Genomic DNA, 12,512 nt, shown 5'->3' with positions numbered 1-12,512 from the left:
TTAATCCCGAAAACGGTTTGAAAATATTGGCGGTTATGGCCCAGACACTACCAGTCCCGCGCAGCGGAACAATGGCGGAATACCTCACCCGGAGATGTGGCACAGGATGTCCCGGCGATGCGGCGCGCTGCGGTGTTCAAACAGATAAATCCCCTGCCAAGTGCCCAGCCCCAGCCGCGTGCCGATCATCGGGATCGACAGGCTGACCGGCAACAGCGCCGCCTTGATATGGGCGGGCATGTCGTCGGGGCCTTCATAGCGGTGGGTCAGATAGGCCATCTCCGGCGCGTTCGCGTCCGGCACCAACCGGGCAAAAAACGCGTCCAGATCGCGCCGCACGTCGGGATCGGCGTTCTCCTGTATCACCAGACTGGCCGAGGTATGGCGCAGAAACAGCGTACACAGGCCGTCTGCCACCCCGGTCTGCGCCACCCAGCGGGCGACCTCGTCCGTGACCTCATACAGGCCCGGCCCATCAGTGCGGATCGTGAAAACGTTATTTGGCACCCTCTTCCCTTACGTCATTTCGCGGTTATCCTTTTGCCATCCGATCCCCCGCGCCGCAACGGACCGGGGCGGACATCAGGGAGCCCTCAGATGAACGACCAGACCCCGCAACGCCGCATGACGGCAGCCGATTTTGATCAGGATCTACTGGACCTCTACGATTTTTACGCGCACGGGCGCATCACCAAACGCGAGTTTCTGGACCGGGCCGGTAAGTTTGCCGTCGGCGGGATTACGGCGCTGGCGCTTTTGGACATGCTGTCGCCGAACTATGCGCTGGCCGAACAGGTGAAGTTCACCGATCCGGATATCGTGCCCTCCTACATCACCTACCCCTCCCCCAATGGGCACGGAGAGGTGCGCGGCTATCTGGTGAAGCCCGCAAATGCCACCGGCCCCCTGCCCGCGGTGGTGGTTGTGCACGAAAACCGGGGCCTGAACCCGTATATCGAGGACGTCGCCCGCCGCGTCGCCAAGGCCGGTTTCATCGCACTGGCCCCGGACGGGTTGACCAGCGTCGGCGGCTATCCCGGCAACGATGCCGACGGGCGCGACCTGCAACGCACCGTAGACGGCGTGAAGCTGATGAACGACTTCTTCGCCGCCTATGAATTCCTAGCGGCCCATGACGACACCACCGGCAAGATTGGCTGCGTCGGCTTTTGCTATGGCGGCGGCGTCTGCAATGCGCTGGCGGTGGCCTATCCGGAACTGGGGGCCTCTGTCCCGTTTTACGGACGGCAGGCCAACGTCGAGGATGTTCCGAAAATTCAGGCACCGCTGCTGCTGCAATACGCCGAACTGGATGAGCGCATCAACGATGGCTGGCCCGCGTATGAGGCCGCGCTCAAGGAGCACGGCAAGACCTACACCGCGCATATCTATCCGGGCGTGAACCACGGCTTTCACAACGACAGCACCCCACGCTACGATGAGGCGGCGGCAGAACTGGCATGGGACCGGACCATCGCCTTCTTCAACGAACACCTGAGTTGACATGGCCGGGGCGCAGGTTGGCTGCGCCCCGCAGGCCGAGCCGGGATCAGCCCATGACCCCCGGCAGCCCGTCCAATATCCACTGGCGACTGGCGACTGGCGGGCAGCGCCATCGCCCCGGCGGCCACGACCTGCAAAAAACAGATCGCGTTTAAGAGACCGGCAAACGGCTGTTTGCTGGTCTTGTGGCGAAAGACCCGCTGTCCGATCTTGGCCCCGACAGACCCGCCCAGCAGGGCACACGTCAGCAGCCTGCGCTCTGACATGCGCCATGCCCCACGGCGCGACCGTCGCTTGTCCAACCCGAACAGGGCGAATGTCAGGAGATTGATCGCGACGGCCAGACCGACAAGGGCCAGAAACAGGACCGTCTGGTCAGGCATTCCGTCACGGATCATGGCAGGTCAATCGGCGTTCAGTCGAACAGCCGCGCGCCCATCTGGTCGATCATCTGCTTGGCCTTGCGGATCGAGGCGTCAGCCGCCTCATCCGCATCGCGGATCACATCCGCGCGGATCAGGTGATGGCTTTTTGTCTCGCCATTCACCTCGCCCTCGATCAGCGCGCCGATGCGGTACTGTCCGCCTTCGGGCGATGGCTGCGGCGTGATCCGGAACCCTTCGTAGTCGATCGACGCGGCGGCGGCGGGTGCCTTGGCTGCGCCGCCACCACCGCCACCGCCGAAAAGACGTTTCAACAACGACATCGTTTATTGATCCAGGAAAGAGCGCAGCTTGCGCGACCGCGACGGGTGCTTGAGCTTACGCAGCGCCTTGGCCTCGATCTGGCGGATCCGTTCGCGGGTGACGCTGAACTGCTGGCCCACTTCTTCCAGCGTGTGGTCGGTGTTCATGCCGATGCCAAAGCGCATCCGCAGAACCCGCTCCTCTCGCGGCGTCAGGGACGACAGCACGCGGGTCGTGGTTTCCTTCAGGTTCTCCTGAATGGCGGAATCCAGCGGCAGGATCGCGTTCTTGTCCTCGATGAAATCGCCAAGCTGGCTGTCTTCCTCGTCGCCGATGGGTGTCTCCAGCGAAATCGGCTCCTTGGCGATCTTCATCACCTTGCGGACCTTTTCCAAAGGCATCTGGAGCTTTTCGGCCAGTTCCTCCGGTGTCGGTTCGCGCCCGATCTCGTGCAGCATCTGGCGACCGGTGCGGACCAGCTTGTTGATCGTCTCGATCATGTGGACCGGGATACGGATCGTGCGGGCCTGATCGGCGATCGAGCGGGTGATCGCCTGACGGATCCACCAGGTCGCATAGGTCGAGAACTTGTAGCCGCGACGGTATTCGAACTTGTCCACCGCCTTCATCAGGCCGATGTTGCCTTCCTGAATGAGATCAAGGAATTGCAGGCCGCGGTTGGTGTATTTCTTGGCGATAGAGATAACCAGACGCAGGTTCGCCTCGACCATTTCCTTTTTCGCCTGGCGGGCTTCTTTTTCACCCTTCTGGACCTGGTTCACGATGCGGCGGAATTCGCTGATATCCAGACCGACGTACTGGCCGACCTGCGCCATGTCGGCGCGCAGCTCCTCAACCTTGTCGGTCGAGCGTTCGATGAACATCTGCCAGCCGCGACCGGACTTTTCGCTCATCCGCTCCAGCCAGTTCGGGTCCAGTTCGTGGTTGCGATATTCCTCGATGAATTCACGGCGGTTGATGCGGGCCTGATCGGCCAGTTTCACCATGGCGCTGTCGATGGACATGATCCGCTTGTTGATGCCGTACAACTGGTCAATCAGCGCCTCGATCCGGTTGTTGTGCAGGTGAAGCTCATTCACCAGTTCAACAATCTCGGACCGCAGTTTCTGATAGAGCGCCTCATCGCCGGCCGAGAAAGACCCGTCTTCATTCAGGGTCGCCGAAATCCGGCTGTCCTGCATTTCGGCCAGTTCTTCATAGTCGCGGGCGATCCGGTCCAGCGTTTCCAGAACCCGCGGTTTAAGCGCGGTTTCCATCGCGGCCAGCGACATGTTGGCCTGCTCATCCTCGTCGTCGTCGTCGTCCTTGGCGATGGGATTGCCGTCGGCGTCGTATTCCGGTTCATCGCTTTTCGGCTTGGCGGTGGCGTCGACATTGGCGGTGGCGTCCACCACCGGCTCACCCAGTTCGCCGTCCTCGCCCATCTGGCCCGAGAACGTGGTCTCAAGGTCGATCACGTCGCGCAGCAGGATGTCCTCGGACAGCAGCTCCTCGCGCCAGATGGTGATCGCCTGAAAGGTCAGCGGGCTTTCGCACAGCCCGAGGATCATGGTGTTGCGACCGGCCTCGATCCGCTTGGCGATGGCAATCTCGCCCTCGCGGCTCAGCAGTTCGACGCTGCCCATCTCGCGCAGATACATGCGCACCGGATCGTCGGTGCGGTCCAGCTTTTCGTTGCCAGAGCCGGCAAGCGTGACCTCACCGGGCTTCTTGGTCTCGACAAGATCGGTCGAGCCCTTGTTGTCGTCGTCTTCCTGCTCTTCCTCTTCGGTGACCTGGATGCCCATTTCGGACAACATGGACATCACGTCCTCGATCTGGTCGGACGAGACCTGATCCGGCGGAAGCACCTGGTTGAGCTGATCGTAGGTGATGTAGCCACGTTCACGCGCCTCGGCGATCATCTTCTTGACCGCCGCCTGGCTCATGTCGAGGCTTACATCCTCATCCTGGTCTTCGGACTTGACGTCTTCATTGTCCTTGGCTGCCATGCGGCTCTCCTGATGGGGGGCTCGGGAACGGGGCGATTCGTAGAAACGACTCAATAGCGCGATTAAGTGATTCGCACACCCGTTTAACCTTATTTCTTTACCACTTCGTCACCAATACGACGCTCATTTGCGCCCCTTGTCGAATCGAATCTGCGACAGGAGCGAATCAAACGCGCTGCGTTCCTCACGGTCAATCGGGGCACCGTTCGGCCCAACATCGTATTCGGCATCATCTTCATCCCGGCGGCGTCCGGCTTGTGCGCGGACCCGTGCGGCCTCGGCCAGACGCCATGTCAGCGCCTCGTCGGCATGGTCGGCCAAGTCTTCCACGGCTTCTTTCAGTTCCACTTGCCAACCGTCGGCGGCGGCCAGTTTTGCCAGTTCCTCTGCCACGGTCAGCCGCGCAAGGTCGGCGTTTCCGGGCGTCCGGATACACGGCACCACCGCCACATGGCGTCCCGCCATAAGATTTTCAAGGGCCCCCGCACCAATCATCGCCTCGGCACGCTGTGTCATCGCGTCGGGATCGGCAATGCTGTCGAGAATGGCATCGCGCAAGGCGGCCAGTTCCCCGTCGGTGCAGGGCATGGCCTCCAGTTGCGATTCGAACTCTTCGGCGATTCCGGGGGCTGACAATATGGCGGCTAGGATCACCTCCAGTCGCATACGACGCTCCCCGTCCGCGCCAGAGGAGGCCAGAAAAGAGGCCTTGGCCCCCGCCGTCGGCACCGCCGGGGGCTGGTAGGGTTTGAATCCCTTGCCGCGATACGCCTGTTGCTTGCGGGGGGCCTGCTGCGGGCGTTGGACGCGAAAAGCCTGAAACCGCAACTCCTTGATGGCTTCGCCGTAGTGGTGGCGCAGGCTGGGGTCCTGAATCTTGCCGATCCGCGCGCGCAGGGCCTTGTCCAGCGCCGCCCTGCGCTCGGGGCTGTCCAGCACCAGCCCCCCGGTCTCTTGCCGCCACAGCAGTTGCACCATCGGCATTGCACCATCCAGCACCTTCTTGACCGCCTCAGGCCCCTCGGCGCGCAACAGATCGTCCGGGTCCTTGCCTTCGGGCATGATCGCAAAGCGTAGGCCCTTGCCCGCTTCCAGCAGCGGCAAGGCCACGTCGATCACCCGGTAGGCCGCGTTCAACCCGGCCTTGTCGCCGTCCAGCGCGATCACCGGCTCATTCGACACGCGCCACATCAGTTGCAACTGCGGCTCTGTCACGGCGGTGCCCAAAGGCGCGACCGAAGCAGTGAACCCGGCCTCGGACAGCGCGATCACGTCCATATAGCCCTCACCGACGATCAGGGTCTGCCCCCGGCCCGACGCCTCGCGCGCGGGTTTGAAGTTGAACAGGTTGCGCGACTTGTCGAACAGTTCGGTTTCCGGAGAGTTCAGGTATTTGGCGTTGTCGTTCGGGTCCATCGCGCGGCCGCCAAAGGCGATGGCGCGCCCGCGCGCGTCGCGGATCGGGAACATGATGCGGTTGCGGAACACGTCATATGGCGCGCGCCCCTTGTCAGACGCCTTGACCAGCCCGGCGGCCAGCATCAGGTCCGGCGACACGCCCCGGCCCGCCAGCGCCTCGCGCAAGTTTTCCCACCCTGCCGGGGCAAAGCCGATTTCCCAGCGCTCCAGCGCCGCCTCGTCCAGACCGCGCCGCGCCAGATAGGCCCGCGCCTCGGCCCCGGCACCGGTCTTGAGTTGCAGGCGGAAAAACCCCACCGCCTGTTCCATGACCTCGACCAGTTGTGTCCGGCGGTCCGCCTTTTGCTGCGCGCGGGGATCTTCCTTTGGCACCTCCATGCCCGCCTCTTGCGCCAGAATCTCGATCGCTTCCATGAAGCTCACGTTTTCCGTCTCACGCACAAAGGAAATGGCGTCGCCTTTGGCGTGGCAGCCAAAGCAATAGTAATACCCCTTGCGGTCATCGACGTGAAAGGACGCGGTCTTTTCATGGTGGAACGGGCACGGCGCCCAAAGGTCGCCTTTGCCCTGATTGGATTTCCGGTTGTCCCACATCACCTTGCGCCCCACCACCTGTGCGAGGCTGGAGCGATTGCGCAGTTCATCCAGAAAACCGGGGGGGAGACTCATGGTGCCTAATATCGGGCTTTGCAGCGACAATGCCAAGAGCGCACTCAGGTCACCCTGCGAAGGATCTGCCGCCCCGACAGCTCAGCCCGTCAAGTCAGCAACAGGGGCGCACGCGGCATGGCGTGAATCAAAGCGCCTCACACTGGGTGCGGGCGGCCTTGGCAACCTCTGGCGTCAACGCCTCTTCGGGCAGGGCAAAGACGAATTCCGCCAGTTGCTCGGCGGCGGTGCGATCCATGTCCTTGCGCAACGTGCGGCGCACCTTGCCGATGGTGTCGCCGTCCAGCCGCGCCTGAACGGCGGCGTTGAACCACGTTTCGGTCAAGGCACATTTATCGACGTCCTGCGCCATCGCGCCGGACGCGGTCATTCCGAAAACAGCGATCATAGCCAAAATACGCATGTCCCTCATTCCCCTCTGGCTGCCCCCACTGGCTGCATGAGGGACATTTAGCCCGCCGCCCGTCGTCCGGCAACTGCGGCCATGGCGTCGCCGATATCATGGGCAAGAGTCCGCGCCATCGACCGGAACGCCATGATTTGCAGCCCCTCGGGCCGTCGACAGATCGTAACCGTCATATGCTGGAGCAACGTCCGCGCCGCAGCGCCTTCGGGAAAGGCGGCAGGCCGCAGATCAATGGGCACCAGTCGCGCCAGAACCTCTTCGGCGTCCAACCCGGCCAGCAGGACCACCGCCCAAGCATCCGACTGATCGGTGACAGAGGCATGCTGCGCAAGGCTGTCGTCCGGGGCCGGCCCCATCAAAAAAGCCTGATCCCGCGCCGTCCAGACACAGGTCGCCGTCTCGGTCGCTGTCACCTGCCCCGGCTCGGGAAAGCGCAGACCGTGCGCCGCCTGCAACGCCTCCGTCAGCGCCGCCCGTTGCCCCCGGAACGGCATCAGGGCGGTGATCCGCCCCGGATCGACCTCGCTCAGGGTCACATCGCCCTTGCTCAGTGGCAAGATTCCGTTGCAGGGCGTCAAAGCTGTCAGGTCAACCACGCACCCGTCCTCCATCCGCATCAAAGGCCACCGGATCGGTCACAAGGCATGTCTCCTCAACCCCGCGCAGATGATCGACCATCCGCACCTCTTCGCCATGCCGCGCGCGTCCGTTTTTCAGAAAGCCAAGGCCAAGGTATGTCCCCAAGGTCGGCGAGAATCCGACCGAGGTGATATAGCCCTGATCATTGACCCGCACTGCCTCTGCCCCCTTGTCGAACAGATGCGCCCCGGCGGTCAGTGTCTTCCCGACGGTCACGGGCCGCAGGCCAACCAGTTGCTCGCGCGCGTCCTCGACCATGCCGGGCCGCGCCGCCAGCGCCTTGCCGATACAGTCTTTCTTGGCCGACACCATGCGGGCAAAGCCGATGTCAAAGGCACTGGTGCGGCCGTGGATTTCGGCATGGGTGATGTGCCCCTTTTCAATCCGCAAGACGTTCAGCGCCTCCATCCCGTAGGGGCCGCCGCCCAGCGCCTCTGCCCGGCCCAGCAAGACTTCGAACAGGCTGGCGCCATAGCGCGCAGGCACCGCGATCTCATAGGCGTGCTCGCCCGAGAAAGAGATACGGAACAGCCGCGTCGCGACCCCGCCAATGCTGACCGGCCCGTTTTGCATAAACGGAAAGCTGGCGTCGTCGATGGGCTGATCCAGCACGCCGTTCAGCAACTCGCGCGATTTGGGTCCGGCAACCGCAAACTGCGCCCATTGTTCGGTGACGGATACGAACCGCACATCCATATGGCTGCAATAGGCCTGCCGCACCCAGTCGAGGTGCTTCATCACCGGCCCCGCCGCTGCGGTGGTTGTCGTCATGACCCACTGCGTGTCAGACAGCCGCGCCGTGGTGCCGTCATCCATGACATGCCCGTCCTCACGCAGCATCAGCCCATAGCGCACCCGCCCCGGCTTCAACGTCGAAAAGGTGTTGGAGTAGACAAAATCGAGGAACGCGCCGACATCGCGGCCCTGCAAATCGATCTTGCCAAGGGTCGAGACATCGCAGATGCCGACCGCCTCGCGCACCATTTTGACCTCACGGTCACAGCTTTCGCGCCATGTGGTCTCCCCCGGTTTGGGGAAATACGAGGGCCGATACCATAGCCCTGCCTCGATCATCGGCGCGCCGCGCGCGACGCTGGCCTCATGCGAGGTGGTAAACCGTTGCGGAGCAAAGCCCGTGCCCTGCGCCCCCGCCCCCATCGCCGCAATCGGCACCGGGACATAAGGCGGGCGAAAGGTGGTTGTGCCCGTCTCGGGGATATCGCGGCCTGTGGCGTCGGCAAGGATCGCCAAGGCCGAGACGTTCGAGCTTTTGCCCTGATCCGTCGCCATGCCCTGCGTCGTGTAGCGTTTCATGTGCTCGACGCTTTTGTAGTTCTCGGTCGCGGCCTGCTTGACGTCCTTCACGGTCACGTCGTTCTGAAAATCCAGCCAAGCGCGCCCCTTGCCCGCCACCGCCCACAGCCGCCGCACGCGATAGGCCGCGTTTTCGGCCTCGGGGATCACCGGCATCTCTCCGCTGAAGCCAAGCGCGCCGGCCGCCTCGAACCCCGCCTCTGCGCCCTCGCGCAAGCAGCCTGTGGTGGAAAACGTACCGCGCGCAGCCCCTGCCACGCTCATCCCCGGCACCGCCCCATCCCGCGGGACAAAGGCGGCGATCAGGTCGTTCCAGACCGGTCGCCCATTCAGGTGGCAGGTCAGGTGCACCGACGGGTTCCACCCGCCGGACACGCCCAGCGCATCCACTTGCAAACGTTTCAACGCGCCTTGCGGCCCCGTCAGGTCGATGGCTTCCAGCCCCTTGCCGCCCAGCGCGCGGGACACCTGCCACCCGGCATGGAACGGCACGTCGCCGGCAAGGTTCTGCGCGTCATGGCGGCTGTCCACCAGCGCCTCGACCCGGACGCCCGCCGTCAGCATATCCCGCGCGGTCCGGTGCGCGTCGTCGTTGTTGCCAAAGACCGCCACCCGCTGCCCCGGCACCACGCCCCACCGATTGAGATAGCTGCGCAACGCGCCCGCCATCATCACGCCGGGGCGGTCGTTGTCGCGAAAGGCGATGTGCCGCTCCATCGCACCGGCGCACAGCACCGTGCGTTTCGCCACGATCCGCCAGAAGCATTCGACCGGCGCATCGCCGGGGTTGGCCAGATGATGCGTCACCCGTTCCAGCGCGCCATAGGTACCGCCGTCATAGGCCCCCGTAACCGTGGTGCGCGGCATTAGCCGCACGTTCGGCAGCGTCGCCAGTTCCGCCGCCATGGCATGCGCCCATGCATGGCCCGGCTGACAGTCGACCTCTTCCTCTTCGGACGCCAATCGCCCGCCGCAATCGAACCCCTCGTCGCACAGGATCACCTCTGCCCCGGTCCGGCTGGCGGCATGGGCCGCCATCAATCCGGCAGGCCCGCCGCCAATCACCAGCACGTCGCAAAAGGCATAGGCCTTTTCATAGCGTTCGGCGTTGGTCTTGCCCGACAGCGCCCCCAGCCCCGCCGCCCGGCGGATCATCGGCTCATACAGCTTTTCCCAAAAGCTTTTGGGCCACATGAAGGTCTTGTAATAGAACCCCGCGCCAAAGAACGGCGCGGCCAGATTGTTGACGCTCAACAGGTCAACATCCAGCGAGGGCCAGCGGTTCTGGCTGACCGCCTCCAGCCCGCTGTAAAGCTCCTGCACCGTGGCGCGGATGTTGGGGTCCGTGTCCCCGGCCTGCGTCACCGTCACCAGCGCGTTGGGTTCCTCGGACCCGGCGGTCAGCACCCCGCGCGGACGATGGTATTTAAAGCTGCGCCCCATCAAACGCACACCCGCACCCAGCAGCGCCGAGGCCAGCGTATCGCCCGCAAACCCGGTGTAGGGCTTGCCGTCAAAGGTAAAGTCCAGCGGGCGCGACCGATCCACCCGGCCCTTGCCGTCAATCCGCATCGGCGCGCTCCACCAATTCGACCGCGAAAATCTCATGCGTGACGGTATCGCGTTCCACCGCCAGCCAAGCGGTGCAGCCCGCCTCGTGATACCACAGGTCCCGCGTGCGGCCCGCCGGGTTGTCGCGCAGGTGCAGCCAGTCTGCCCAGATCTGCGGCGCGGCATCGGCGCCGGGGCGATCCAGCATCACTGCATCGCCTTGGTAATAGAATTCGCGCCGGTCGCGCGGGCCGCAAATCGGGCAGGTCAGCCGCATCTTTTCACATCCCGTAACAGTCCGGGTCCGCGCCCCGGCAAACGCACCGCCGGAACGGCGCGCAGTCCCCCTGCGCAAAGCAAGCACGGCCCGGACAGAACCCCGGCCTTAGTGGAGGTTATGTTGCGCACCTGTCCCCTCCTCGTCCATCAGTCCGCGACCGGTGCTGAACCGGTCCAGCCGGAATTTCGCCGCCGGTTCGTGCGGGCGATCCGTTGCCATCAAATGCGCAAAGGAAAAACCCGATCCCGGCACGGCCTTGAACCCGCCGTAACACCAGCCGCAATTGAGATAGAGCCCCTCGACCCCGGTCTTGTCGATGATCGGAGAGCCATCTGACGACATATCCATGATGCCGCCCCAACTGCGCAGCACCCGCGCCTTGCCGATCATCGGCATCAGCGTCATCGCCGCCTCCATCACGTGTTCCGCCATCGGCAGGTTGCCGCGCGCCGCGTAAGAGGCATAAAAATCCAGATCGCCGCCAAAGACCAACCCGCCCTTGTCGGACTGGCTGATATAGAAATGCCCCATGCCAAAGCTGACGACATTGTCGATGCAGGGTTTCAACCCTTCGGTGACAAAGGCCTGCAAGACATGGCTTTCAATCGGCAGGCGCATCCCGGCCAGCGCCGCCACCTGCCCCGACCGGCCCGCCACGACAATGCCCACCTTTTTCGCCCGGATCGCGCCGCGCGTGGTTTGCACCCCGGTCACGCGGCCACCCTCGATGTCGATGCCGGTCACTTCGCAATTCTGGATCAGGTCGACCCCGTGCTGGTCCGCGCCGCGCGCATAGCCCCAGGCGACCGCGTCATGCCGCGCCGTGCCGCCGCGTCGTTGCAGCAGCCCGCCGTAGATCGGAAAACGGATATTGTCGAAATCGAGAAACGGCAGCATCTCGCGGACTTGGTTGCGGTCCAGAAGCTCGGCATCGTCGCCTTGGTTGCGCATCGCGTTGCCGCGCCGGGCAAAGGCGTCGCGCTGGCCGTCCGAATGGCACAGGTTGATGATGCCGCGCTGGCTCATCATGGTGTTGAAGTTCAGCTCTTGCTCCATCCCCTCCCACAGCTTCAGCGAATGGGAATAGAATTCAGAGTTGCCGGGCAGGCCATAGTTGGCGCGCACGATGGTGGTGTTGCGACCCACGTTGCCGCCGCCCAGATAGCCCTTTTCCAGCACGGCGATATTGGTCAGCCCGTGTTCCTTGGCCAGGTGATACGCCGTGGACAGCCCGTGCCCGCCGCCGCCGATGATGACGATGTCATATTCGGGTTTGGGCGCCGGGTCGCGCCAATGCGGCTTCCAGCCGCGGTTGCCTGTAAGCCCTTCTGCAAGAACCCTGAGACCGGAAAAGCGCATCGCCCCCTCCAAGTGAACCGGGGGCCAGAAAAGCAGGCCCGCCGTTCGGGATCAATTCCCCCAAGCGACGGGCCGTGACGTTTTTGTGCTGTTGCGACAATGTCGCGCTTAGCTGTCGCTCCAGACGATCTTGGGCGCGAAACGCGGGCGGGTAAAGCCGTAGTTGTAGAACAACCCTGCCCCGGTCAGCCCCGGAATCGCGAAGGGCGGCGCATAATTGGTCTCTGTCTCGACCACGATCACGCGCTCGTTGTGCAGCATGTTCGGCAGTTGATCGTGCATCTGCGAAAGTTGCGCGCTCTGGAGTTCGCCCAGCCCGCCCCGTGTCTTGGACCATTCGGTTTCATAGCTGGAGGTATTGCCGTTGTAGCGCACCAGCGTGACCCGCAGCGACGACTCGCCGCCCGGACGCACGAGAAAGTCCAGCAGTTCGACCATCCCGTCAAGGTAGGTGCCGTCGATCGGATCGGTCTCGCGGGAGATCGCGTCAGAGATCGTGTAGGCCGCCTTGACGTTCAGAGCCTTGTAGCGAAAGGCATCGTGCAGCGAAAAGGTGGCCGCCAGCAGGAACAGGATGAACGGCAGCCAGATCAGGCTTTCGATGGCGATGTTGCCCCGTGTGTCGCGGGCAAAGTGGCGCAGATGGGATAGCATCTTGGGAAAGGTCATGGCGC

The 12,512-nt window shown here is 63.7% G+C and carries 12 protein-coding genes; 1 reads left to right on the top strand and 11 read right to left on the bottom strand.

Features of this window, described 5'->3' with window-relative positions; all coding sequences use genetic code 11:
- Positions 1-84: 84 nt before the first annotated feature.
- Positions 85-507 carry a secondary thiamine-phosphate synthase enzyme YjbQ gene (locus ACN0S5_RS05160; protein ID WP_417206590.1) on the bottom strand — a complete coding sequence of 141 codons (423 nt, stop codon included), beginning with the start codon at positions 505-507 and terminating at the stop codon, positions 85-87.
- Positions 508-597: 90 nt separating this feature from the next.
- On the opposite strand from ACN0S5_RS05160, the gene yghX reads away from it, so the two are divergent.
- Positions 598-1,503: a YghX family hydrolase gene (gene yghX, locus ACN0S5_RS05155; protein ID WP_417206588.1), complete on the top strand. Its 906-nt coding sequence runs from the start codon at positions 598-600 to the stop codon at positions 1,501-1,503.
- On the opposite strand, the gene ACN0S5_RS05150 is transcribed toward yghX, so the two are convergent.
- The 10 genes from ACN0S5_RS05150 to ACN0S5_RS05105 all read right to left on the bottom strand — a co-directional run bounded on the left by ACN0S5_RS05150 (position 1,434) and on the right by ACN0S5_RS05105 (position 12,507).
- Positions 1,434-1,886: a DUF1294 domain-containing protein gene (locus tag ACN0S5_RS05150; protein ID WP_417206586.1), complete on the bottom strand. Its 453-nt coding sequence runs from the start codon at positions 1,884-1,886 to the stop codon at positions 1,434-1,436. The two genes, yghX and ACN0S5_RS05150, sit on opposite strands and share 70 nt — an antisense overlap.
- Positions 1,887-1,918: 32 nt before the next feature.
- The gene (locus ACN0S5_RS05145) at positions 1,919-2,209 is read right to left on the bottom strand and encodes an HlyU family transcriptional regulator (RefSeq protein WP_417206584.1); all 291 of its coding nucleotides are present in this window, start codon (positions 2,207-2,209) and stop codon (positions 1,919-1,921) included.
- A 3-nt stretch (positions 2,210-2,212) separates the two neighbouring features.
- Entirely contained in the window at positions 2,213-4,201 is a 1,989-nt protein-coding gene (rpoD, locus tag ACN0S5_RS05140) for an RNA polymerase sigma factor RpoD (protein ID WP_417206582.1), read from the bottom strand.
- A gap of 123 nt (positions 4,202-4,324) precedes the next feature.
- Complete coding sequence (dnaG, locus tag ACN0S5_RS05135) at positions 4,325-6,289, bottom strand: DNA primase (protein ID WP_417206580.1); 1,965 nt, start codon at positions 6,287-6,289, stop codon at positions 4,325-4,327.
- Positions 6,290-6,416: 127 nt separating this feature from the next.
- Positions 6,417-6,692, bottom strand: coding sequence for a hypothetical protein (locus tag ACN0S5_RS05130; protein ID WP_417206578.1), 276 nt, complete (start codon positions 6,690-6,692; stop codon positions 6,417-6,419).
- Positions 6,693-6,739: 47 nt separating this feature from the next.
- Entirely contained in the window at positions 6,740-7,291 is a 552-nt protein-coding gene (locus ACN0S5_RS05125) for a sarcosine oxidase subunit gamma (RefSeq protein WP_417206577.1), read from the bottom strand.
- Positions 7,284-10,220 carry a sarcosine oxidase subunit alpha family protein gene (locus ACN0S5_RS05120; RefSeq protein ID WP_417206575.1) on the bottom strand — a complete coding sequence of 979 codons (2,937 nt, stop codon included), beginning with the start codon at positions 10,218-10,220 and terminating at the stop codon, positions 7,284-7,286. The genes ACN0S5_RS05125 and ACN0S5_RS05120 overlap by 8 nt, the downstream gene beginning before the upstream one ends.
- Entirely contained in the window at positions 10,210-10,476 is a 267-nt protein-coding gene (locus tag ACN0S5_RS05115) for a sarcosine oxidase subunit delta (RefSeq protein ID WP_417206574.1), read from the bottom strand. Before ACN0S5_RS05115 ends, ACN0S5_RS05120 begins: the two co-directional genes overlap by 11 nt.
- Before the next feature lie 108 nt (positions 10,477-10,584).
- Positions 10,585-11,838, bottom strand: a complete 1,254-nt coding sequence (locus tag ACN0S5_RS05110) for a sarcosine oxidase subunit beta family protein (protein WP_417206572.1) — start codon at positions 11,836-11,838, stop codon at positions 10,585-10,587.
- A 108-nt stretch (positions 11,839-11,946) separates the two neighbouring features.
- Positions 11,947-12,507 carry a TadE/TadG family type IV pilus assembly protein gene (locus ACN0S5_RS05105; protein WP_417206570.1) on the bottom strand — a complete coding sequence of 187 codons (561 nt, stop codon included), beginning with the start codon at positions 12,505-12,507 and terminating at the stop codon, positions 11,947-11,949.
- Between the last annotated feature and the right edge of the window lie 5 nt (positions 12,508-12,512).

It is taken from the genome of Antarctobacter sp. (assembly GCF_048262615.1).
GTDB lineage: Bacteria > Pseudomonadota > Alphaproteobacteria > Rhodobacterales > Rhodobacteraceae > Antarctobacter.
Note: the sequence above shows the minus strand (reverse complement) of the source record. Positions and strands in the feature narration are given on the sequence as shown.

Coding starts and splice junctions, on each gene's coding strand:
- ACN0S5_RS05110 (WP_417206572.1), bottom strand. CDS start 11,838: ATGCGCTTTTCCGGTCTCAGGGTTCTTGCAGAAGGGCTTACAGGCAAC.
- ACN0S5_RS05105 (WP_417206570.1), bottom strand. CDS start 12,507: ATGACCTTTCCCAAGATGCTATCCCATCTGCGCCACTTTGCCCGCGAC.
- ACN0S5_RS05115 (WP_417206574.1), bottom strand. CDS start 10,476: ATGCGGCTGACCTGCCCGATTTGCGGCCCGCGCGACCGGCGCGAATTC.
- ACN0S5_RS05150 (WP_417206586.1), bottom strand. CDS start 1,886: ATGCCTGACCAGACGGTCCTGTTTCTGGCCCTTGTCGGTCTGGCCGTC.
- dnaG (WP_417206580.1), bottom strand. CDS start 6,289: ATGAGTCTCCCCCCCGGTTTTCTGGATGAACTGCGCAATCGCTCCAGC.
- ACN0S5_RS05120 (WP_417206575.1), bottom strand. CDS start 10,220: ATGCGGATTGACGGCAAGGGCCGGGTGGATCGGTCGCGCCCGCTGGAC.
- rpoD (WP_417206582.1), bottom strand. CDS start 4,201: ATGGCAGCCAAGGACAATGAAGACGTCAAGTCCGAAGACCAGGATGAG.
- ACN0S5_RS05130 (WP_417206578.1), bottom strand. CDS start 6,692: ATGCGTATTTTGGCTATGATCGCTGTTTTCGGAATGACCGCGTCCGGC.
- yghX (WP_417206588.1), top strand. CDS start 598: ATGAACGACCAGACCCCGCAACGCCGCATGACGGCAGCCGATTTTGAT.
- ACN0S5_RS05145 (WP_417206584.1), bottom strand. CDS start 2,209: ATGTCGTTGTTGAAACGTCTTTTCGGCGGTGGCGGTGGTGGCGGCGCA.